Consider the following 18,708-nt stretch of genomic DNA (forward strand, 5'->3'; position numbering starts at 1 on the left):
ATGTCGATTCTGATCAACAAGGACACCAAGATCATCACCCAGGGTATCACCGGCAAGACGGGCCAGTTCCACACCGAGAAATGCCAGGAATACGCCAACGGCAAGAACTGCTTCGTCGCCGGGGTGAACCCCAAGAAGGCCGGCGAGAGCATTTTCGGCATCCCGATCTACGCTTCGGTGAAGGAAGCCGCGGCGCAGAGCGGTGCCACCGTCTCGGTGATCTACGTGCCGCCACCGGGAGCTGCGGCGGCGATCTGGGAAGCGGTCGAGGCCGACCTCGACCTCGTCGTCTGCATCACCGAGGGGATTCCCGTTCGCGACATGCTCGTCGTGCGCAACAAGATGTTGCGCAAGGAAGCCGCCGGCGGCAAGAAGACGTTGCTGCTCGGTCCGAACTGTCCCGGCCTGATCACGCCGGATGAAGTCAAGATCGGCATCATGCCCGGTCACATCCACCGCAAGGGCCGCATCGGCGTCGTCTCGCGCTCGGGAACGCTGACCTACGAGGCCGTCGGCCAGTTGACCGAAATCGGCCTCGGCCAGTCATCGGCAGTCGGCACCGGTGGCGACCCGATCAATGGTCTCAAGCACATCGACATCATGCGCCTGTTCAACGACGATCCGGATACCGACGCGGTGATCATGATCGGTGAGATCGGCGGTCCCGACGAGGCGGACGCGGCGCAGTGGTGCAAGGCCAACATGAAGAAGCCGATCGTCGGTTTCATCGCTGGCGTCACTGCCCCTGCCGGCAAGCGCATGGGTCACGCCGGCGCGCTGATTTCCGGCGGCGCGGATACCGCCGATGCGAAGCTGGCGATCATGGAAGAGTGTGGCTTCAAGGTCACGCGCGATCCGTCCGAGATGGGCAAGCTGATCAAGGCGATGATCTAGCGCACCAGGGGCTTGATGGTTCCGCAAGAAGGGGGCAGGCTGCGGTCTGCCCTTCTTGTCTGCCTTTGCCGCTGGCAGTTTACAAGTAAAATCCGGGATGGGTTCCTGCTGGCTGGCGGCGGGGCGTCAAGAGCGATCGACTGCGGGTCGGGAGCGAGGAAGACATGGCGCTGTTTCTGAGTGAACAGGACGTTACGGGAATGCTGACCATGCCGCTGGCGCTGGCGGAGGTGGAAGCCGCGCATCGTGCGCTGTCGCTGCGACAGGCGCACGATGTGCCACGGCAGCGCACGCGGTTGCCGCAGACGACGCTGCATGTTCTGCAGGGGGCGCTGCCACAACTCGACGTCATCGGCTACAAGGCCTACACGAGCAACCGCTCCGGTATTCGCTTCCTGGTCCATCTCTACCAGGCCTCGAGTGGTCGCTTGCTGGCCGTGCTCGAGGCCGACCGGCTGGGTATGGTCCGCACTGCGGCCGCTTCGGGTGTGGCGACTCGTTGGCTGGCGCGGCCCGATGCCCGTGTGGCGGGAGTCTTTGGCGCCGGTTGGCAGGCCGAAGGGCATATCGAGGCGATCGCTGCGGCCCGCCCGTTGCAGCGCGTCAAGGTGTTCGCGCGCCGGGCCGATCGCCTGCAGGCTTTCTGCGCCAGGCTTTCGCAACGCCTCGATATCGAGGTGAGCGCGGCGGCTTCGCCCGAAGACGTGGTGCGCGGCAGTGATATCGTCAGTACCGTGACGACCGCGGCGACTCCCCTCTTCGATGCCGCATGGCTGGCGCCGGGGACCCACATCAACGCCGCCGGCTCGAACTCGCTGATCCGGCAGGAAGTGGCTGAGGACGTCGTCAGGCGCTGTTCGCCGATCGTCGTCGACAGCGTCGAAACCGCACTGCGCGAAGCGGGCGATCTCCTGCCGTTGCTCGAGAAGGGGCGCCTGCAGGCGCGCGAACTGGTGGAACTGGGCGACGTGATCTGTGGCTTGCAGCCCGGACGTTCCACAGCCGAAGCGATCACGCTTTTCGAGTCGCAGGGCCTCGCCATCCAGGATCTGGCGGTGGCGGCACGGCTCGTCGAGATGGCGCGTGCGCGTGGTGTCGGGGTCGAGTTGCCTTATGGCGGATAGTTTGGACAGATGTCCGGCCGTCGCCGGGCCGCCGGGCAGGCCTCTGCTGGACCGCCGATGTCGGCTCGTCCGGCGGCCTGCCTCCTTGACGGCTTGTCGGGGACGCAGGTGACGAACAGACTCTCCCCCGCGCTGCAAATCGTCGAGCGCAGCGACACCGGTCTGGTGCGCGGGCAGAACGAGGATTCGGTACTTGCCGACGCGAGGCACGGTCTGGCGATCCTCGCCGATGGGATGGGAGGCTACAATGCGGGTGAAGTGGCGAGCCGAATGGCGACGACGCTGCTCGCCAAGGGGCTGAACGCTGCTTTTTCCAGTACCGCAGCCCACCGCATCGAGAGCTCGACCGGGCAGCCGTTCGGCGTCCGCTGCCTGATCGAACAGATCGAGGCCGTCAACTCGGCGATCTATCGCGCTGCCGAGGACGAGGAGCGCTTTGGCGGCATGGGTACCACGCTGGTGGCCAGCGTGTTCTGCGATGATCAGGTGATCGTCGCCCATGTCGGAGACTCGCGCCTGTATCGCCTGCGCGGCGACGAGTTCGTCGCCCTGACGCGCGACCACTCGCTGCTGCAGGAGCAGATCGACAGCGGACTGATCACGCCTGAAGAGGCGCGCTTTTCGACGAACCGGAACCTCGTGACGCGCGCCGTCGGCGTCGATGCCGAGGTCGATGTCGAGATTCATGTGCACCAGGTCAGGCCAGGTGACCTTTATCTCCTCTGCTCGGACGGCCTCTACGACATGGTCGAAGAGGCCGACATCCGGCAGGTGCTGCTGACCCTCGGGGACAACCTCGAAGTGCTGGCGAACCACCTGGTGCAGATGGCCAACGACAATGGCGGCGAGGACAACGTCTCGGTGGTGCTGATCAGGGTTCTGCGCGAGTTTCCAGCCGCTGCCGGGGGCTGGTCGAGATTCTGGTCGTGGCATGTTTGAAGACGGGGAAGGCGATGGCAAAGCTGATACTGAGCATGGATGGTCTGGTTCTCAAGGAAATCCAGCTGCGCAAGGAGCGCATGAGCATCGGCCGCAAGGCGCACAACGACATCCAGATCGACAACATGGCGATCAGCGGCGAGCATGCCGCGGTCGTGACCATACTCAACGATTCCTTTCTCGAGGATCTCAACAGCACCAATGGCACATTGGTCAATGGGCAGTCGGTGCGCAAGCACTTCCTCAAGGACGGCGACGTCATCGAGCTGGGCAAGTACAAGATGAAGTATCTCGCCGAAGCCGTCTCGCCGGTGGAAGAGGCTGAGGCCGAGCGGTCGGCGCCATTCCGTTTCGAGTCCGTTTCCGGCATCGCGACGAGCGGCGTCACGGCGTCGGCGGCAACCTCGCTGACTGGCGCCGAGACGGCGAACCTGCCGAACGCGAACATCCGCCTGCTCAGCGGCAGCAACGCCGGGCATCAGTTGCAACTGACCAAGACCCTGACTTCACTCGGCCGCCAGGGGCAGGTGGCGGTGATCGCCAGGCGCCCGCAGGGCTACTTCCTCAGTCATGTCGAAGGCACGGTGTTCCCGCTGTTGAACGGGCAACCGATCGATTCGTCAGCGCGGCGCCTGGAAGACCGCGATCTGATCGAGATTGCCGGAGTGAAGATGGAGTTCATCCTCAAGACCTGATGGCCGATCGCGTCCTCTCACGGCGGGTTGGAGAAATGCCTGCAGCGCGGTCGGCGAGAAGTCGGCATGAAGGCCGCAGTTGCCGGCCGTGGGAGGAAGCATGAAAGTCAGAATCCTGGGTTGCAGCGGCGGCATCGGCGGGCGCCATCTGGGAACGACGGCGATCCTCGTCGACGACGACATCCTGATCGACGCCGGTACGGGCGTGACCCACCTGCCGCTGGCGGAACTCGCGCGCATCGACCATGTCTTCCTGACCCACTCCCACCTCGATCACATCGGCTCGTTGCCCTTGCTGATCGATTCGGTTGCCGATCTGCGGACCGAGCCGGTGATCGTGCACGCGATTCCCGAGACCCTCGACATCATCGGCCGGAACATCTTCAACTGGGAGATCTGGCCCGACTTCAGTGCGATCCCGAGCGAGGAGCGGCCGGCAATGCAATACAGCCCGCTGGCGGTCGGCGAGTCGGTTCGACTCGGAGCGCGGACGATCACCGCTCTGCCGGCCCGGCACACCGTGCCCGCTGTCGGCTATCAGCTCGATTCGGGAGCCGGCAGCCTCGTCTTCACCGGCGACACGACCGTCAACCCGGCGTTCTGGCCGCTGGTCAACCAGATCGCCAACCTGCGCTACCTGCTGATCGAAACCGCCTTTCCGAATCGCGAGCAGCGGCTGGCCGAGATGTCCAGGCACCTCTGTCCGCGCCTGCTCGCGGCCGAATTGCAGAATCTGTCGGCCAGGGTCGGAGTCTTCGTCAGCCATCTGAAGCCGAGCCAGATCGAACTGACGATGGCCGAGATCGAGTCCGACGCGGGTGAGCACAAGCCACAGATGCTCCACAACAACCAGGTCTTCGAGTTCTAGGCGACATGTCGGCAGTGAACTGGCCCATCGACGGCAACCTCGGCGACATGAGTCGACGCCTGAGCTTCTTCAAGAACCTGCAGCGCGTCACCAACCGGATCCACGGCGCGAGCAACATCGACGAGATCATTCTCGAGATGTCGGAAGACATCTGCGAGCTCTTCCACGCCGACCGGTTGACGATCTACCTCGTAAGCGACGATCGCCACAGCATCGTCTCGAAAGTCAAGACGGGTCTCAACACGCACAAGGACATCCGTCTGCCGATTTCCGAGCAGAGCGTCGCCGGCTACGTTGCCGTATCCGGCCGGTCGCTCAACCTGCGCGACGTCTACGACCAGGATGAACTGGCGAAACACAGCCCGCGGCTGGGTTTCCTGAAGGCGGTCGACGAGCGCACCGGTTACCGCTCGAAGCAGATGCTGGTGGCGCCGATCAGCAACGCGCAGACGAGCGAATTGCTCGGCGTCGTGCAATTGATCAACAATCGCTCGGACACCCCGTTTCCGGCGGTCGCCGACGAGGGCGTCCAGGCGCTGGCGCAGACGCTCGCCGTCGCCTTCGCGCAGCGACGCAATCCGCCGCCAGCGATACCGAAGACGAGGTACGACGCGCTGGTCAGTGACGCGGTCCTCTCGGCTGCCGAGCTCGATCTGGCGCAGAAAGCGGCACGCCGCAAGCAGCTCGACCTCGAGCAGGTGCTGACCGCCGATTTCCAGGTGCCGTTGGCGGCGATCGGCAGCGCACTGGCGAAGTTCTGCGGCGTGCCCTATGAGCCGTTCAGGCCGGACCGCTTGCGGCCGACCGAGTTGCTGCGCAACCTGAAGCGGGATTACGTCGAGGCCAACCAGTGGCTGCCGGTCGATGAGACGCAGGAAGGGGTCGTCGTCATCGCCTGTGATCCGGAGCGCGTTCGCGCCTCGCGCATGGCAAACAACGTCTTCCCGAAGAGACGGATCGTGTACCGCGTCAGCACGCGCCAGGAGTTCGAGCAACTCGTCGGGCAGTTCTTCGCCGCCGCGGTCGAGGTCGACTCGGTTGGCGACATGCTGTCGGGCCTCGACGACGATGCGGTCCTCGACGCCGCCGAGAGTGGCGCCGAGGCACTCAGCGCCGCCGCCGACAACGAACTCGTCCGCCTGGTGAACCGCATCATCGTCGAGGCACACCAGAAGGGCGCTTCCGACATCCATATCGAACCGCGTCCGGGCAAGGAAAAGACCGTCGTCCGCTTCCGCCGCGACGGCGCGCTGTCGCCCTACATCGAGATCCCGGCGGCCTACCGTGGCGCGCTGGTGACGCGCCTGAAGATCATGGCCGACCTCGACATCTCCGAGAAGCGCCGGCCGCAGGACGGCAAGATCCGCTTCCGGCGCTGGGGACCGCTTGACATCGAACTGCGCGTGGCGACGGTGCCCACCGCCGGCGGGCTCGAGGACGTCGTCCTGCGCATCCTCAGTGCCGGCGAACCGATCCCGATCGACCAACTGGGTGTGACGCCGCACAACCTCGAGCGGCTCAGGAACCTGATCGCCAAGCCCTACGGCCTGTTCTTCGTCTGCGGGCCGACCGGATCGGGCAAGACGACGACGCTGCATTCGATCCTCAACCACCTGAACCGGCCGGAGACCAAGATCTGGACCGCCGAGGACCCGGTCGAGATCACCCAGAAGGGCCTGCGCCAGGTGCAGGTCAACAAGAAGGCCGGACTCGATTTCGCGACGGTGATGCGCGCCTTCCTCCGTGCCGACCCCGACATCATCATGGTCGGCGAGATGCGCGACCGCGAGACCGTCGCCATCGGCATCGAGGCGTCACTGACCGGCCATCTGGTCCTGGCGACGCTGCACACCAACAGTGCGCCGGAATCGATCAATCGCCTGCTCGACATGGGCATGGACCCGTTCAACTTCGCCGATGCGCTGCTCGGCATCCTGGCGCAGCGTCTCGCCCGGCGCCTCTGCCCGGCGTGTCGCGAGCCGTACGAGCCGCCGGTGGCGGAGATTGCGAGCCTGCTCGACGAGTACTGCGCCGAACTGGCGAACACCAGCACCTGGCAGGCCGATCCGCGGGCCGCGAGCGAGCGCGTGCGGCAGGAATGGCTGGCGCAGCATGCGCGCGATGGCCGCTTCACGCTTCATCGCGCGCGCGGTTGCGAGGTCTGCGCGGGCAGCGGCTACAAGGGGCGTGTCGGCCTGCACGAACTGCTTGCCGGCAGCGACCGCATCAAGCAGCAGATCCAGGAGCGCGCGCGTGCCGCCGAATTGCTCGCGACGGCGCTCAACGAAGGCATGCGGACCTTGAAGATGGACGGCATCGAGAAGGTGCTGGCGGGTATCACCGATCTCAAGCAGGTGCGCGCGGTCTGCGTCAAGTAGGCGGCCGGCCGTGCGGCTGCCCGGCAGCCACCCCCTTGCCGGCCGGCGGCCGATTGGTTCGTTAAATCCGCCCTCAATAGCTGCTTTTTCGGGCGAAAGTGTGACATTTTTCGTCATCCGTTTGCCGACAATTGGCAGTACGCGGCGTCATGGGCTCCCGGAATCGCTGCTTTTTGGCCGTTTCCTGCCTGGCACGAATATTGATAGTGTCGACTCGACGGAATGTCCGTTGCACCCACCGTGAAGGAGTCCAATCTCATGAAAAAGCTGCAGAAGGGTTTCACCCTGATCGAGCTGATGATCGTCGTCGCGATCATCGGCATCTTGGCGGCGATCGCCATTCCGCAATTCACCGAGTACACCAAGAAGGGTGAGGACAAGTCGGCGCAGTCGGATGCCCGCAACCTGCTCACCGCGGCTATTGCCAACTCGACGAACTGACTCATACATACTTGTAAGCGGAGAAATTTCCATGAAAAAGATTATTCTTGGGTCCGTGCTCGCCATCGCCGCCGTCACGTCTCTTCCTGCGCACGCGGTTACCATATGTTCGGGGGCGGAGGCGAAGAACGGGGCCTCAGTTACCACCGGAAGTTTTGTCAAGGTTCCGTTTACGCCGAAGTGCTCGGCGAACGTGTACTTGGACGGTGTCGATCACTCGAGCACCGTTTATGCCGTGGCCTCCGGTTCGGCGAAGGGCAAGAAGGTCTTCACGGGTACGACCGTGGGTGGTGCGGTTTCAGCGCTTTCGACCGACTGTGCAGCCAGTGGTTGCACTGCGGGCGAGGTGACTACAGCGGCTGCGGCGGCCGCGGCTTCCTCGTAGAACTGACAGCTGTTTCCTCGAGCTACAAATCAAGGGCGCGCCGTGAGGCGTGCCCCGCTCTTTTTCTTGGCTACCATGCTCGAGTTCGTCCTTTCAGGTCTTCGTGCGGGTTTGCGTGGACGAAGCTTCCAGGCGGTCTTCATCCTCGGCGTGCTGATGATCGGCATCGCCTATCTCTCGGGCTTCTTCTCGCCGCGACACCCGAAAACCGTCGCTCTGGATGTCGGTTTCTCGGCGGTCCGCTTTTCGCTGGTTCTGCTCAACCTGTTCTGGGTGCAGGAACTGGTTGCCCGCGAGATCGATCGACGGGTGATCCTGTTCTCGCTTGCCTACCCGGTTTCGCGCGCGAGTTTTCTCGCCGGGCGATTCCTGGCATTGTTTCTGCTGACGATCCTGGCGGCAGTCGTGCTGGGCTTGTTGCTGCTCTTGGCGGTCCTGCTCGTCGGCGGCGGCTACGTCCAGGAGTTTGACGTCTCGCTCGGTGCCCCTTTCTGGAGCGCGATCGCCGGCTTCGCCCTAGACGCCGCGGTTGTCGGCGCGTTCTCGCTGTGCATCGCAGCCCTGTCAACCGTCAGCGTCCTGCCGCTGGCACTTGGCGCCGCCTTTGCGGTCGCCGGCAAGGCGCTCGGCGCAACGATCGACTATCTCGCCCGTGGTGCCGACGGCGACGAGGAACTGGTGGCGAGCTACGATCCCCTGGTGGGTTTCGTCCGCTGGCTGCTGCCCGACCTGTCGCGGCTCGACTGGCGCGAGTGGGCGATGTACCAGCTCGCGCCCGGTGGCGACGCAGTCTTCTGGTCGGTGACGATGGCCATTGCCTACATCGGCGTGCTGCTGGCGGCTGCCAGCCTGGTCTTCGCCCGCAGGGAGTTCTCCTGATGCGGCGTTCGCTGCCGTTGCTGCCGCTCACCGCGCTGCTCGTTTCAGCGCTGGTTTTCGGCTGGTCGCAGCAGCGGCTGTCGACACTGCGGCAAGAGTCGGCCGACCCCGAACTGCTGATCGTGCTGCCCCGCTTCGCGCAAGTCCTGCTCGCGGGCGGTGACCGCTACCTGGCGGCGAATCTGGCTGGCTTTCGCGTCCTGGTGGCCGAGACGCAATACATGAAGGCGAGCGACTACGCCGTGCAGGCAAAGCTGCAGCGAGACATCGCCTGGTTCAATCCACTGCACGAGGACAACTACTACATCGCCGCGGCGCTGCTGCCCTGGAATGGCGAACTCGATGCGGCGCAGTACGTGCTGCGGCGGGCATCGGCGGCGCGGCGCTTCGACTGGTATCCGCTGTTCCATTACGGCTTTCTCTTCTACCATTTCCACCGCGATCCGGCGACCGGTGCCAAGCATCTGCTCGAAGCGGTGCCACGAGTCAACAACGTGCAGGACCAGTGGGCGCTGCAGAACGTGGCGGCGATCTGGATCGAGAAGGGCTACCAGACCGGCAACGCAGCGACGATGGTCGAAGCGATGGCCGAGGATTCGCCCGCTGGGAACTTCCGCAACTACCTGCGAGTTCGCGCGCAGCGTCTGCGCGATCTGGAGCGGCTGCAGGGCGCTGCCGGCGCGTACCGTGAGCGCTTCGGACGGCAACCCGAAAGGCTCGACGATCTCGTCAGCGCCGGTTTGCTGCCGGCGATTCCACAGGACTCGCTCGGCATGGGCTTCAGCCTCGATGCATCCGGCACTCCCGTGCTCAACGCCAATCCTCCGGTGGAGCCACCCCGATGAGCGCAGCGATCGCCATCGAGGATCTGCACAAGTCGTACCGGCGCAAGCTCAAGTCGCCGGCCGTGCCGGCGTTGCGCGGTGTCACGCTGACGGTCGAAGCCGGCGAGGCCTTTGGCTTCATCGGCGCCAACGGCGCCGGCAAGAGCACGGCGATCAAGATCCTGATGGGACTGATCGCCGTCAGCGCGGGTTCGGCGCGGATTTTCGACGTCCCGGTCGACGATCCGCGCGCGCGTCTGGGTCTCGGCTACGTTCCCGAGAACCCCTATCTGTACGACTACCTGACGCCGCTGGAAATCCTGCTGATGGGCGTCCGCCTGCATCGTCTGCAACTTGATCGGCCGGCCGAGCACTGCCGGCAGTGGCTCGATCGTCTCGGCTTGGGGGCGGTGGCCGAGAAACCGATCCGCTCGTTCTCGAAGGGCATGACGCAGCGCGTCGCGATCGCGCAGGCACTGTCCATCAGGCCGCGGCTGCTCGTCCTCGACGAGCCGCTGTCGGGGCTCGACCCGATCGGTCGCCGCGACGTGGTCGAGATCCTCTCCGAGTACAAGCGATCCGGCGGCACCCTGTTCTTCACGTCGCACGTGCTGCATGACGTCGAACGGCTCGCCGATCGCTTCGGACTGATCCATCAGGGCGTGCTGCGCGCCGTGCGCGCGCCGGCCGAGCTCACCGGCGATGAGGAGATGGTGCAGGTCCGTTCGTACGGGCGCTTGCCGGTCGACGGGATGCGCGAGGATTTTTCCGGCCGCTGGATCGGCGAAGTGCCGCGACCGCAGCTCTGGCAGCGTCTCGAAGCGCTGCGACAGGCGGAACACGTGCTGCTCGAGGTGCGGCCGACACTGTCGCTCGAGGTCGCTTTCATGCACGCCGTCGGCGAGTCCTGAGCGCATGGCGAGGCCGAACCGGGGTTCGCAGCGCCGGTCGTCGGCGGCAAAGGGCAGTGGCGCGGCGATGTCGCCGGACAGCATCGCGCTGCTGCGGCTGGTCGAGGGTTGCCATTACCCGGAAGTCGAGGCGGCCGCGCGGCGGATCCTCGCCGCCCAGCCGCGGCATCCGCTGGCGCTGAAGGCGCTGGGCTTCGCACTGATCGGCCAGGGGCGCCACGACGACGCCTTGCCGGTGATCCGCTTCTCGCTCGAGCGCAATGCGCACGACCCGGAGGCGCACAACAATCTCGGCATCGTTCTATCCGCGCTGATGCGCTGGGACGAATCGCTCGCGTGCTTCAGCCGTTCGATCGAACTCAAGCCGGATGATCCCGAGGTGCTGAAGAACTTCGGCGTTGCCCTCGTGCGCATGCACAAGTGGAACGAGGCGGTTCCTTACCTGCTGCGCGCCATCGAGTGCCACCCGGGGGACTACGTCGAGGCGATCGAGCAACTCGCCGGCGCCCTGTTGTGCAGCAACCGCAACGACGAAGCGGCGGTCTGTCTCGGCGAGCTGGCGAAGAACGACCCGGACAACGCGGCGATCCTGTCGCAACTGCTCTGCGCCAGTCTCAAGCGCTGCGACTGGGACGAGCTGCAGGCACGGCTGTCACGCCTGCGGGTGCTGAGCAACGATTATCGCGATCTCTGCGACAACCCCTTCGTCATACTCTCGTTGCCCGCGGCCAGCGCCGAGGAGCAGCGCCGCGTCGCGGCCAACTACGCCCGCCGCAGCATTCCGGCGAGCGTGCTCGATGCGGCAGATGGCGCGGGGGTTGACAGCGCCGATCGGCGGCCGCCGAAGGCCCGTCTGCGCATCGGCTACCTCTCCGCCGACTACCGGAACCATCCCGTCGGGCTGATCATGCCGCAGGTGATCGAGCTGCACGATCGGTCGCGGGTCGAGGTCTTCGGCTATTCGATGGGGGTGGACGACGGCAGCGAGATACGCCGGCGGCTGCAGGCAGCCTTCGACCACTTCGTCGATATCGCCGACTGCAGCGTCCGGGAAACCGCCGAACGCGTGCGGAGTGACGGAATCGACATCCTGATCGATCTCAGCGGCTGGACATCGGATGGGCGACCCGAGGCGCTCGCGCTGCGCTGCGCGCCGGTACAGGTAAACTGGCTGGGTTACGCTGGTACGCTCGGGCACGCGCGGCTCGCCGACTACCTGCTCGGCGACCCGGTGGTGACGCCGCTGCACGATGCTCGCTGCTACTGCGAGCGGATCATTCACCTGCCGCACTGCTATCTGCCGGCGGACACGACGATCGAGCTCGGCGCACCGCCGTCACGACGCGAGGCGGGGTTGCCGGAACACGGCTTCGTCTTCTGTTCGTTCAACAACAGCTACAAGTTCAATCCGCAGGTCTTCGACCTGTGGTGTCGCCTGTTGCGCGAGATCGACGGGAGTTGCCTGTGGCTCAGCCAGCCCGCCGATACGGCCGCCGACCGCCTGCGGAGCGAGGCGCAGCGTCGTGGTGTCGATCCGCCGCGGCTCATCTTCGCCCGCCGAGTCGAGTCCCGGCGTGACCACCTGTCGCGCCTGCAACTGGCGGATCTCGCCCTCGATCCCTTTCCCTACAACTCGCATTCGACGGGGATCGATGTCCTGTGGGCCGGGGTGCCGATGGTCGCCCTGCTCGGCGACACCTTTCCCGGTCGCGTGGGCGCGAGTCTGCTGCGCGCCGCGGGTCTGCCGGAACTGGTCGCCAGATCGCCGGATGAGTACTGCGAGATCGCCCGGGCGCTGGCCAGCGACCCGCAGCGCCTGCTGCAGTTGCGCAACCGGCTGGCTGCCGACCGGAGGCATTGCCCGCTGTTCGACATGCCCGGCTTCGTTCGCGCGCTGGAAGACGTCTACCGACGGATGTGGGACGATCAGCGCAGCCGCGGCCAGCTTGCTGCGGGAATCCCCTGATCAGCGCTCGCGTTGCCCGCCGCTGCTGGCCGTCCGGCGACGTTCGCGGTCTGGCGTGAGCGAGGGTTCGCGCAGCAGCAACCGCATGTCCGGCCGATCGAGTCGGGCAACGTAGTGGGGTGGAAAGCTGCCGCCCTGCTGCTCGACGAGGTTCTGCAAGTAGCTTGGTGGCCAACGCGGCACCATCGTCGCCCGGGCAGCCTCGTGGAACGGGGTGAAGGCGCCGATGAGCAGGATCAGGACGATCAGCCACGGGTACCCCAGGTCGAGCGTTGGCCGGCCCGCCGAGCGCAGGACGCTGAGCGTCAGCAGCAGCAACATCACCAGCGAGGCGAGCGAAGCGCGCAGCAGCAGATCGTTCGACGGGCCGAAGCTGAGCAACGGCAGCAGCAGCAGCGTCAGCGTGGCGAACAGCAGGATGCCACGGGAGTGACGCAGGCGGGACCACAACGCCAGGGCGAGCGCGCCGAACTCGAGCGCCACGAAAGCGAGGTAGGCGAGAAGGTGGTCGCGCGTCGCCGTCTCGCTCGCCGTGCCGGTGGCGCCAGCCAGCGGGGGCGCGGTGCCGATGCCGTCGACGTCCATGCCGAGGAAGCGGGCCATCAGGGTGACCATGAGGATCATCACGAGCAGCGGCACGACCGGCAGCGGTCGGCGCGGCTCGGCGAGGAACTGCAGCACCGCGAGCGCGATGAACGGCAGCAGGGCCGGCAGGCCGAAAGGGGTCCAGATTGGCAGCAGCGCCAGCAGCAGCAGCGCGAAGCCGGGGAAAGCCGGATGCTGCCAGTGGCGATAGAACAGCGCGCTGGCAAGCCAGATCGGCAGGGCATGGTTCGGCGCCCAGTAGAGATGCGCGGCGAGCGACGAGTAGCTGAATCGCGTCCACCATTCGAGCCGCACCGGCAGTTCCGGCCACTCCCCCTGAGACGCCAGCACGCCGAGCAGATCCATGCCGCTGAACGAAACCACGAGCAGCAGGGCGAGTGCCAGCCCGGCTCCGGGACGCCGTGGCAGCGGCAGGCTGAAGAGGAAAATGGCCGTTCCGAGCACGGTCCAGAGGTATAGGGCCAGGTCGGCGCTGGCGACACCCAGCGCCTTCGCCACCACTGCGGCGGGCAGGAAGTAACCGATCGCCGAGCGCAGGATGTAGTAGGTGCCTTCCTTCGCGGCATAGGCGACCGGCCACCCGCCGAACACCAGGTCGCCGAGGACCGTGTCGCGCACCATCCAGTCGATCGGCGCCGCCAGGAAATGGCCGGCGCCGCCAAGGGCGCACCAGGCGAAAGCGGTGGCGACGATCAGCAACGCCGGGGCTGCACGGTACGGACAGCGCCAGCGCACCTGTCGCCAGTCGATGGCCGTCCGCGCCGACCAGAGCAGGAGCAACGAGAAGAAGGCGGCGAACGGCCAGCGCAACCAGCCGGCGAGGAAGATCAGGTTCGGCAGCGCCAGATAGGCCAGCGCAGCGACCGAGACCGAATCGATCGGTCTTGCCGAGTGCCGCGGATCGTCTGCCAGCAGCCAGGACGGCAGACTCTTCTCGGTGGCGACCGGCGCCTGCCTTGACCTGGGGTCAGACGTCTGTGCCGCCGGCGTCAAAGTTGACCCGCTCCTTCTCGACCACCAGTGGCCGCCTGAGCACCTGCGTGTGGATCGCCGCGATGTACTCGCCGAGGATACCGATGAAGAAGAGCTGCACCGAGGCGAAGAAGAAGAAACCGATGACCACCGGTGCCATGCCGACCGAGAACTGATCCCAGCGCAGCAGCTTGTAGGCCAGGTAGCCGACCGCCACCAGCAGGCTGAGACCCGAAAGGGCGAAGCCGGCCATCGTCGCCAGTCGGATTGGCAGCTTCGAATGGCTGGTGATGCCGAGGATCGCCATGTCGTAGAGGGTGTAGAAGTTGTTCTTGCTGATGCCGCGCCTGCGCTGCGGCTGCACGAACGGCACCTCGGCATGGTCGAAACCGATGTCCGCGATCAGGCCGCGAAAGTACGGGTAAGGATCGTCCACCTGACGAACGACTTCGACGACCGAGCGGTCGTAGAGCCCGAAACCCGTGAAATTGGGAATCAGGCGCGTCTCCGAGATGCGTCCGATGGTGGCGTAGAAGGCACGGCGGATGAAGGACATCGCGACCGTGTTCTGGACCCCGGAGCGGACTCCGGCAACCACACGGTAGCCCTGTTCCCATTTGTGGACGAATTCCGGGATCAGCTCGGGTGGTTCCTGCAGGTCGGATGCCATGGCGATCACCGCGTCACCGCGCGCTTGCAGCAGCGCGTGCATCGGCGAGCGGATGTGGCCAAAATTGCGGGCATTGACGATCAGCTTGACGCGCCGGTCGTTGGCGGCCATCGCCTTGATCCTTGCCACCGTGGAGTCGGTCGACGCATTGTCGATGAAGATGTGTTCGTAGTCGTAGGCGGGCAGTCGCTCGAACTGCGCACGGATGCGGGAATGCAACTCCTCGACGTTGTCTTCCTCGTTGAAGCAGCCGGTGACGACGCTGATCAGCTTCATCTTCGGCCGTCACAGTCCGCGCTGGTAGATCAGTGCCTTGAGTTGCTCGTTCTCGGCATACGGGCTGTCGATGGCGTCGATCATGATCGGCGCGTCGGCCGCCACGTCGCAGAGCAGGACCTCGCCGCGCATCAATTCGCGGCACGAGATTTGGCCTTTCTGCAGCGGAATGGCGAGATAGACGTCGTCATCCTGCAGCGGGTGCCCGCGTGCCAGGTCGCGGCGGGCGTAGACGCCGCGCACCAGCGCGTCGAGATACTCGGTCTCTTGCCGCAGCGGAATCCGCTTCTGCGTGCCGGGCGCGCCGCACATCTCGACTGCCTGGCGGTGCGCCTTGAACCACTGGTCGATCTGATGCGGCAGACTGCAATACTCCGAAGGCTGGACGCCGTCGGCAGCGATGTCGATGTGGCGCTCGAAGGTGCGCGCGCCCTTGGCGTAGGCGATCGCGATCGACGCCTGCCAGTCGCGGTGTTCGTGCGTGGAGAAGCCAATCACGTTCATCGGGTAGCGGTCGCGCAGGAAGTCGATCTGGTTCAGCTCCAGTTCGCGGTTCTCGGACGGGTAGAGCGACACGCAGTGGTTGATCGCCAGTGGAATGGCGCGGCGGTTGAAGAAGGTCACGAGATCGTCGACGTCCTTCAACGACGAGCCGCCGGTGGAGACGATGACCGGCTTCTGGGTACTGGCGATCTTCTCGATGAGAATCCAGTCGTTGATGTCCGAGCTGGCGATCTTCATGATATCGACGCCAAGCTCGACGCTGAGGTCTACCGACACCTCGTCGAATGGGGTCGCCATCGGGATGCAGCCCGCTCGCCTGATGGCGGCTGCCAGGCGGGCGTAGTCGCTGCGGCCGAGGCGGGTGTCGAGCGTCTTTCTGATGTAGCGAACGTCGGTGCGTTGCCGGAAGTCCTGGTGAATGAAGGCATCGACGTCACGCAACTGCAGCTTGATCGCCGCCCTGACGTTGTTGAAGCGGACGATGCGTGAGAAGTCGGTGACGATCTTCAGGCCGCGATCGAGGCGACCAAGGTGGTTGTTCGCCATCTCGAGCACGAACAGGTCTTCGAAGATGCCGCCGGGCGGCGGCTTGGGCAGACGGATCATGGGACGTTCCGGGGCAGGTCGGACGACGTCAATCTATCATGTTACGCGCCAGTTCGTCGCGCTCGAGGAAAGGGTACATGTCTTCCAGCGGCGCGCTGACGATCTGGCCGTCAGGCAGCCGACGCGAGCTGGTGCGCGGCTCGAACTGCTGCGTTTCGTCCAGCACGACCTGGCACAGATGCGGTTCTCTGGTCTCGAGAATCGCCGGCAGGCGCTGCGCGAAGTCGGCGGAGTCGAGCCGCGAGGCGCTGATGCCGAACGCCCTGGCAACCGCCACGAAATCCGGCAGGGTGACCCCGGAATCCGGGTCGGCGCCGGCAAGGCGGCCGAAGAAGTTCGCCTGCGAGGTGCGGATCGACAGGTAGCCGCGGTTGTCGAGAACGAAAATCTTGATCGGCAACCGGTGCTGGGCGATCGTCTGCAACTCCTGCAGGTTCATCATGATGCTGCCGTCACCGGCGAGGCAGATGATGCGGCGCTGACTGCCGCGGGCGGCCAGCGCGCCGAACCAGGCGCCAATGGCGGCCGGGAGGTCGTAGCCCATCGAGGCGCTGCCGGAGTTCGAGAAGAGGCGCTGCCCCTGCTTCAGCGCGGCAGCCTGGAAGGGAACGATGGTCGCGGTGGCGTTACCGCAGGCGATGATGTCGTCTGCGGTCAGCCGGTCGAAAAGCGCCTCGATGAAGTGGTAGGGATTGATCCTGCCGGTGAACTCGCGATGCTTCGGCAAGACCACCGGGTAGTCGATCAGGCGTTGTCGGCACCAGGCGAGCCAGCGATCGTGTTCAGGATTCGGCGGCAGCGGTTGCCTGGCAAGTCGCGCGTTCATCTCTGCCAGGAAATCGCGCAGGTCGCGGCAGATCGCGAGATCTGGTCGGACCGTAGGCTTGGCCAGTTCTGCCGGGTCGATATCGACCTGGATCTTGAATGCCCGCGGCGCGAATGCCTGCCAGTTGTAGCCGACCTGGCGGACGTTCAGACGGCTGCCAAGGATCAGCAGCAGGTCGGCATTCTGCACCGTGAAGTTGCCGGCGCGGGTGCCGATGGTGCCGGGCCGACCACAGAAAAGCGGGTCATCGGTGGCGATCAGGTCGTGCGTCCACGCCGTCGTCACCGGGATGCCGAGGCGGCGGATCAGCGTGGCGAAGTCCTCGCTCGCATCGGCCGCACGGATGCCGGTTCCGGCGATGATGACCGGGCGGTAGGCTTGGTGCAGTCGCTCGATCAGTGCGTCCAGCTCGACCCCGGAAGCCCTGTGGTCGGGCTCATGCGGAGGAAGGAAGCGACGCATGCTGGCCGGTTCCACCGTGGCGCTCTGCACGTCGATCGGGATATCAAGCCATGCCGGGCCTGGTCGGCCTGATGTCGCGATGTGCAGCGCCTGATCGAGATGCCAGGCGATGTCGTCGGGCTGGCCGACAATCGCCGCATACTTGGTGATGCCACGCACCATCGGGATGATTTCGCTTTCCTGGTCGCCCAACTGACGCAGGCCGCGAACAGGCGTCGTCGCCAGACAGGTGGCGCGCTTGACTTGGCCCGAAAGGACCATCATCGGGAGCGAGTCGGTCCAGGCGCCGAAGACGCCATTGATCGCGTTGATTCCGCCGGGACCGGTGGTGACGTTGAGGATCGCCGGTCTGCCGGCGATGCGGGCGTAGGCTTCGGCGGCCATCGCTGCCGCCTGTTCGTGATGAAAGAAGACAGGCTGGATGTCGGGGTGATGACAGAGTGCATCATTGAGGAACATCGCTCCGCCGCCGGTGACGAGGAAGGCATGGCGGTGGCCGTGATCGGCCATGGATTGAGCCAGGTAAGCGGCGACGGTAATCATGGGCAGGCCTTATCCGGCGGGATGAGCAAGTCCAGTTCAGTGCCGGTATGGACACCGCAGAAATGGGCTCCGCCCCGACGTGCGCCGCTGCGGCGAATGACCTCGCAGCGGCGCAAGGTCAGCGCCGGCAGACTGATACCGAGTTGCGGCAGGTCATGCTCGACATAGGTGCGAATGAACGCGTTTCGCCAATCGCGGCGGGTCGGGACGTCGTTGGCCAGCAACGCACGTGGGAAGCCACCGCGCAGCCAGTGGCTGTCGAGCCAAGTGGGGTGGATGGTTCCCAAGCCGCTTGCGGCAGCGAGTTCATCGAGTCCAAGACCGCCCAGTTGCTGAAATGTCACGCGGCCGGCCAAGCTCTCGGCAGCACGCCGCGTTAGTTCCGGTGAGGCGCTGCCCAGCATCAGGATGCGTGCCGGTGTCTCGGGGCGGTCGGGGAGAACGCGCAACAGCGGGAAAAAATCCGGCCGTGTCTGGATTTCGTCCAGAACGACCAAGCCGGTCAGTGGACGCAGCGCGAAAGCAGGATCGGAGAGTCGCGCCTGATCGTCGGGATCTTGAAAATCGAAATGCTTGAGCGGGCCACCCCAGATCGCCGCTCGCTGGCCGTGCCAAGGTGGTTGTTCCAACCTGGCGTGCTCCAAGCAGAGCAGCCATCCGGAATTGGCCCAAGCGCTGAAGCAGTTGGGCAAGATGAACAGGGCGCGGGAGCAAATAGGAAATTCACCATGAAACGTCGGATAACAAGTCCAATATTCCATGGATCGTTTGCGGGAAGAGTAGCGGCGTTCGCCGACGATGCTGCGAGTCTTGAGAACGCGACGCGGAGTGCAACGGCGTGCGTGAGCTGGAGGACTTTCCTGGTTTTGGGAACGGCACCTTCCTGGATGAGGGGGCGTTAGAGCCGTTGGACCTTGCGGTACGATTTCTCTGTTCATA

The 18,708-nt window shown here is 65.2% G+C and carries 17 protein-coding genes; 12 read left to right on the forward strand and 5 right to left on the reverse strand.

The window, feature by feature from the left end:
* From sucD to V5B60_RS09020, 12 genes are all read left to right on the forward strand, one after another.
* On the forward strand, positions 1 to 894 hold the full coding sequence (sucD, locus tag V5B60_RS08965) for a succinate--CoA ligase subunit alpha (protein ID WP_295352073.1): 894 nt from the start codon (positions 1 to 3) through the stop codon (positions 892 to 894).
* 164 nt (positions 895 to 1,058) lie between these two features.
* Positions 1,059 to 2,018: an ornithine cyclodeaminase family protein gene (locus V5B60_RS08970; protein ID WP_332346697.1), complete on the forward strand. Its 960-nt coding sequence runs from the start codon at positions 1,059 to 1,061 to the stop codon at positions 2,016 to 2,018.
* A 138-nt stretch (positions 2,019 to 2,156) separates the two neighbouring features.
* Positions 2,157 to 2,957, forward strand: coding sequence for a Stp1/IreP family PP2C-type Ser/Thr phosphatase (locus tag V5B60_RS08975; protein WP_295352136.1), 801 nt, complete (start codon positions 2,157 to 2,159; stop codon positions 2,955 to 2,957).
* A gap of 14 nt (positions 2,958 to 2,971) precedes the next feature.
* A complete protein-coding gene (locus tag V5B60_RS08980; RefSeq protein ID WP_295352079.1) occupies positions 2,972 to 3,652 on the forward strand; it encodes an FHA domain-containing protein in 681 nt (226 codons plus the stop codon).
* A 100-nt stretch (positions 3,653 to 3,752) separates the two neighbouring features.
* On the forward strand, positions 3,753 to 4,520 hold the full coding sequence (locus tag V5B60_RS08985) for a 3',5'-cyclic-nucleotide phosphodiesterase (protein WP_332346698.1): 768 nt from the start codon (positions 3,753 to 3,755) through the stop codon (positions 4,518 to 4,520).
* Between the two features lie 5 nt (positions 4,521 to 4,525).
* Positions 4,526 to 6,898: a GspE/PulE family protein gene (locus V5B60_RS08990; protein WP_332346699.1), complete on the forward strand. Its 2,373-nt coding sequence runs from the start codon at positions 4,526 to 4,528 to the stop codon at positions 6,896 to 6,898.
* A gap of 258 nt (positions 6,899 to 7,156) precedes the next feature.
* Positions 7,157 to 7,339, forward strand: a complete 183-nt coding sequence (locus V5B60_RS08995; RefSeq protein WP_034937723.1) for a prepilin-type N-terminal cleavage/methylation domain-containing protein — start codon at positions 7,157 to 7,159, stop codon at positions 7,337 to 7,339.
* A 31-nt stretch (positions 7,340 to 7,370) separates the two neighbouring features.
* A complete protein-coding gene (locus V5B60_RS09000; RefSeq protein WP_332346700.1) occupies positions 7,371 to 7,724 on the forward strand; it encodes a hypothetical protein in 354 nt (117 codons plus the stop codon).
* 75 nt (positions 7,725 to 7,799) lie between these two features.
* Positions 7,800 to 8,603, forward strand: a complete 804-nt coding sequence (locus V5B60_RS09005) for a hypothetical protein (RefSeq protein ID WP_034937729.1) — start codon at positions 7,800 to 7,802, stop codon at positions 8,601 to 8,603.
* The gene (locus V5B60_RS09010; RefSeq protein WP_034937732.1) at positions 8,603 to 9,448 is read left to right on the forward strand and encodes a hypothetical protein; all 846 of its coding nucleotides are present in this window, start codon (positions 8,603 to 8,605) and stop codon (positions 9,446 to 9,448) included. Before V5B60_RS09005 ends, V5B60_RS09010 begins: the two co-directional genes overlap by 1 nt.
* Positions 9,445 to 10,338: an ABC transporter ATP-binding protein gene (locus V5B60_RS09015; RefSeq protein WP_034937734.1), complete on the forward strand. Its 894-nt coding sequence runs from the start codon at positions 9,445 to 9,447 to the stop codon at positions 10,336 to 10,338. Before V5B60_RS09010 ends, V5B60_RS09015 begins: the two co-directional genes overlap by 4 nt.
* Positions 10,339 to 10,342: 4 nt before the next feature.
* The gene (locus V5B60_RS09020; RefSeq protein WP_332346701.1) at positions 10,343 to 12,304 is read left to right on the forward strand and encodes a tetratricopeptide repeat protein; all 1,962 of its coding nucleotides are present in this window, start codon (positions 10,343 to 10,345) and stop codon (positions 12,302 to 12,304) included.
* On the opposite strand, the gene V5B60_RS09025 is transcribed toward V5B60_RS09020, so the two are convergent.
* Genes V5B60_RS09025 through V5B60_RS09045 form a run of 5 tightly spaced genes read right to left on the reverse strand, consistent with a single transcriptional unit; the run spans position 12,305 to position 18,530 of the window.
* Positions 12,305 to 13,903, reverse strand: coding sequence for a hypothetical protein (locus tag V5B60_RS09025; RefSeq protein WP_332346702.1), 1,599 nt, complete (start codon positions 13,901 to 13,903; stop codon positions 12,305 to 12,307).
* Positions 13,878 to 14,828 carry a glycosyltransferase family 2 protein gene (locus V5B60_RS09030; protein ID WP_332346703.1) on the reverse strand — a complete coding sequence of 317 codons (951 nt, stop codon included), beginning with the start codon at positions 14,826 to 14,828 and terminating at the stop codon, positions 13,878 to 13,880. The genes V5B60_RS09025 and V5B60_RS09030 overlap by 26 nt, the downstream gene beginning before the upstream one ends.
* Before the next feature lie 9 nt (positions 14,829 to 14,837).
* Positions 14,838 to 15,938, reverse strand: a complete 1,101-nt coding sequence (locus V5B60_RS09035) for an N-acetylneuraminate synthase family protein (protein WP_332346704.1) — start codon at positions 15,936 to 15,938, stop codon at positions 14,838 to 14,840.
* Positions 15,939 to 15,966: 28 nt separating this feature from the next.
* The gene (locus V5B60_RS09040) at positions 15,967 to 17,769 is read right to left on the reverse strand and encodes a thiamine pyrophosphate-binding protein (protein WP_332346705.1); all 1,803 of its coding nucleotides are present in this window, start codon (positions 17,767 to 17,769) and stop codon (positions 15,967 to 15,969) included.
* Entirely contained in the window at positions 17,766 to 18,530 is a 765-nt protein-coding gene (locus V5B60_RS09045; RefSeq protein WP_332346706.1) for an AAA family ATPase, read from the reverse strand. The genes V5B60_RS09040 and V5B60_RS09045 overlap by 4 nt, the downstream gene beginning before the upstream one ends.
* Positions 18,531 to 18,708: the final 178 nt, after the last annotated feature.

This window comes from Accumulibacter sp., from assembly GCF_036625195.1.
Classification (GTDB): domain Bacteria; phylum Pseudomonadota; class Gammaproteobacteria; order Burkholderiales; family Rhodocyclaceae; genus Accumulibacter.

Excerpts from the sequence above, each read along its gene's own strand:
- V5B60_RS08995 (WP_034937723.1), top strand. The coding sequence starts at position 7,157 with ATGAAAAAGCTGCAGAAGGGTTTCACCCTGATCGAGCTGATGATCGTC.
- V5B60_RS09005 (WP_034937729.1), top strand. The coding sequence starts at position 7,800 with ATGCTCGAGTTCGTCCTTTCAGGTCTTCGTGCGGGTTTGCGTGGACGA.
- V5B60_RS08980 (WP_295352079.1), top strand. The coding sequence starts at position 2,972 with ATGGCAAAGCTGATACTGAGCATGGATGGTCTGGTTCTCAAGGAAATC.
- V5B60_RS09015 (WP_034937734.1), top strand. The coding sequence starts at position 9,445 with ATGAGCGCAGCGATCGCCATCGAGGATCTGCACAAGTCGTACCGGCGC.
- V5B60_RS09000 (WP_332346700.1), top strand. The coding sequence starts at position 7,371 with ATGAAAAAGATTATTCTTGGGTCCGTGCTCGCCATCGCCGCCGTCACG.
- V5B60_RS08970 (WP_332346697.1), top strand. The coding sequence starts at position 1,059 with ATGGCGCTGTTTCTGAGTGAACAGGACGTTACGGGAATGCTGACCATG.
- V5B60_RS08985 (WP_332346698.1), top strand. The coding sequence starts at position 3,753 with ATGAAAGTCAGAATCCTGGGTTGCAGCGGCGGCATCGGCGGGCGCCAT.
- V5B60_RS09020 (WP_332346701.1), top strand. The coding sequence starts at position 10,343 with ATGGCGAGGCCGAACCGGGGTTCGCAGCGCCGGTCGTCGGCGGCAAAG.
- V5B60_RS09030 (WP_332346703.1), bottom strand. The coding sequence starts at position 14,828 with ATGAAGCTGATCAGCGTCGTCACCGGCTGCTTCAACGAGGAAGACAAC.
- V5B60_RS09040 (WP_332346705.1), bottom strand. The coding sequence starts at position 17,769 with ATGATTACCGTCGCCGCTTACCTGGCTCAATCCATGGCCGATCACGGC.
- V5B60_RS09010 (WP_034937732.1), top strand. The coding sequence starts at position 8,603 with ATGCGGCGTTCGCTGCCGTTGCTGCCGCTCACCGCGCTGCTCGTTTCA.
- sucD (WP_295352073.1), top strand. The coding sequence starts at position 1 with ATGTCGATTCTGATCAACAAGGACACCAAGATCATCACCCAGGGTATC.
- V5B60_RS09045 (WP_332346706.1), bottom strand. The coding sequence starts at position 18,530 with ATGGAATATTGGACTTGTTATCCGACGTTTCATGGTGAATTTCCTATT.
- V5B60_RS08990 (WP_332346699.1), top strand. The coding sequence starts at position 4,526 with ATGTCGGCAGTGAACTGGCCCATCGACGGCAACCTCGGCGACATGAGT.
- V5B60_RS09035 (WP_332346704.1), bottom strand. The coding sequence starts at position 15,938 with ATGATCCGTCTGCCCAAGCCGCCGCCCGGCGGCATCTTCGAAGACCTG.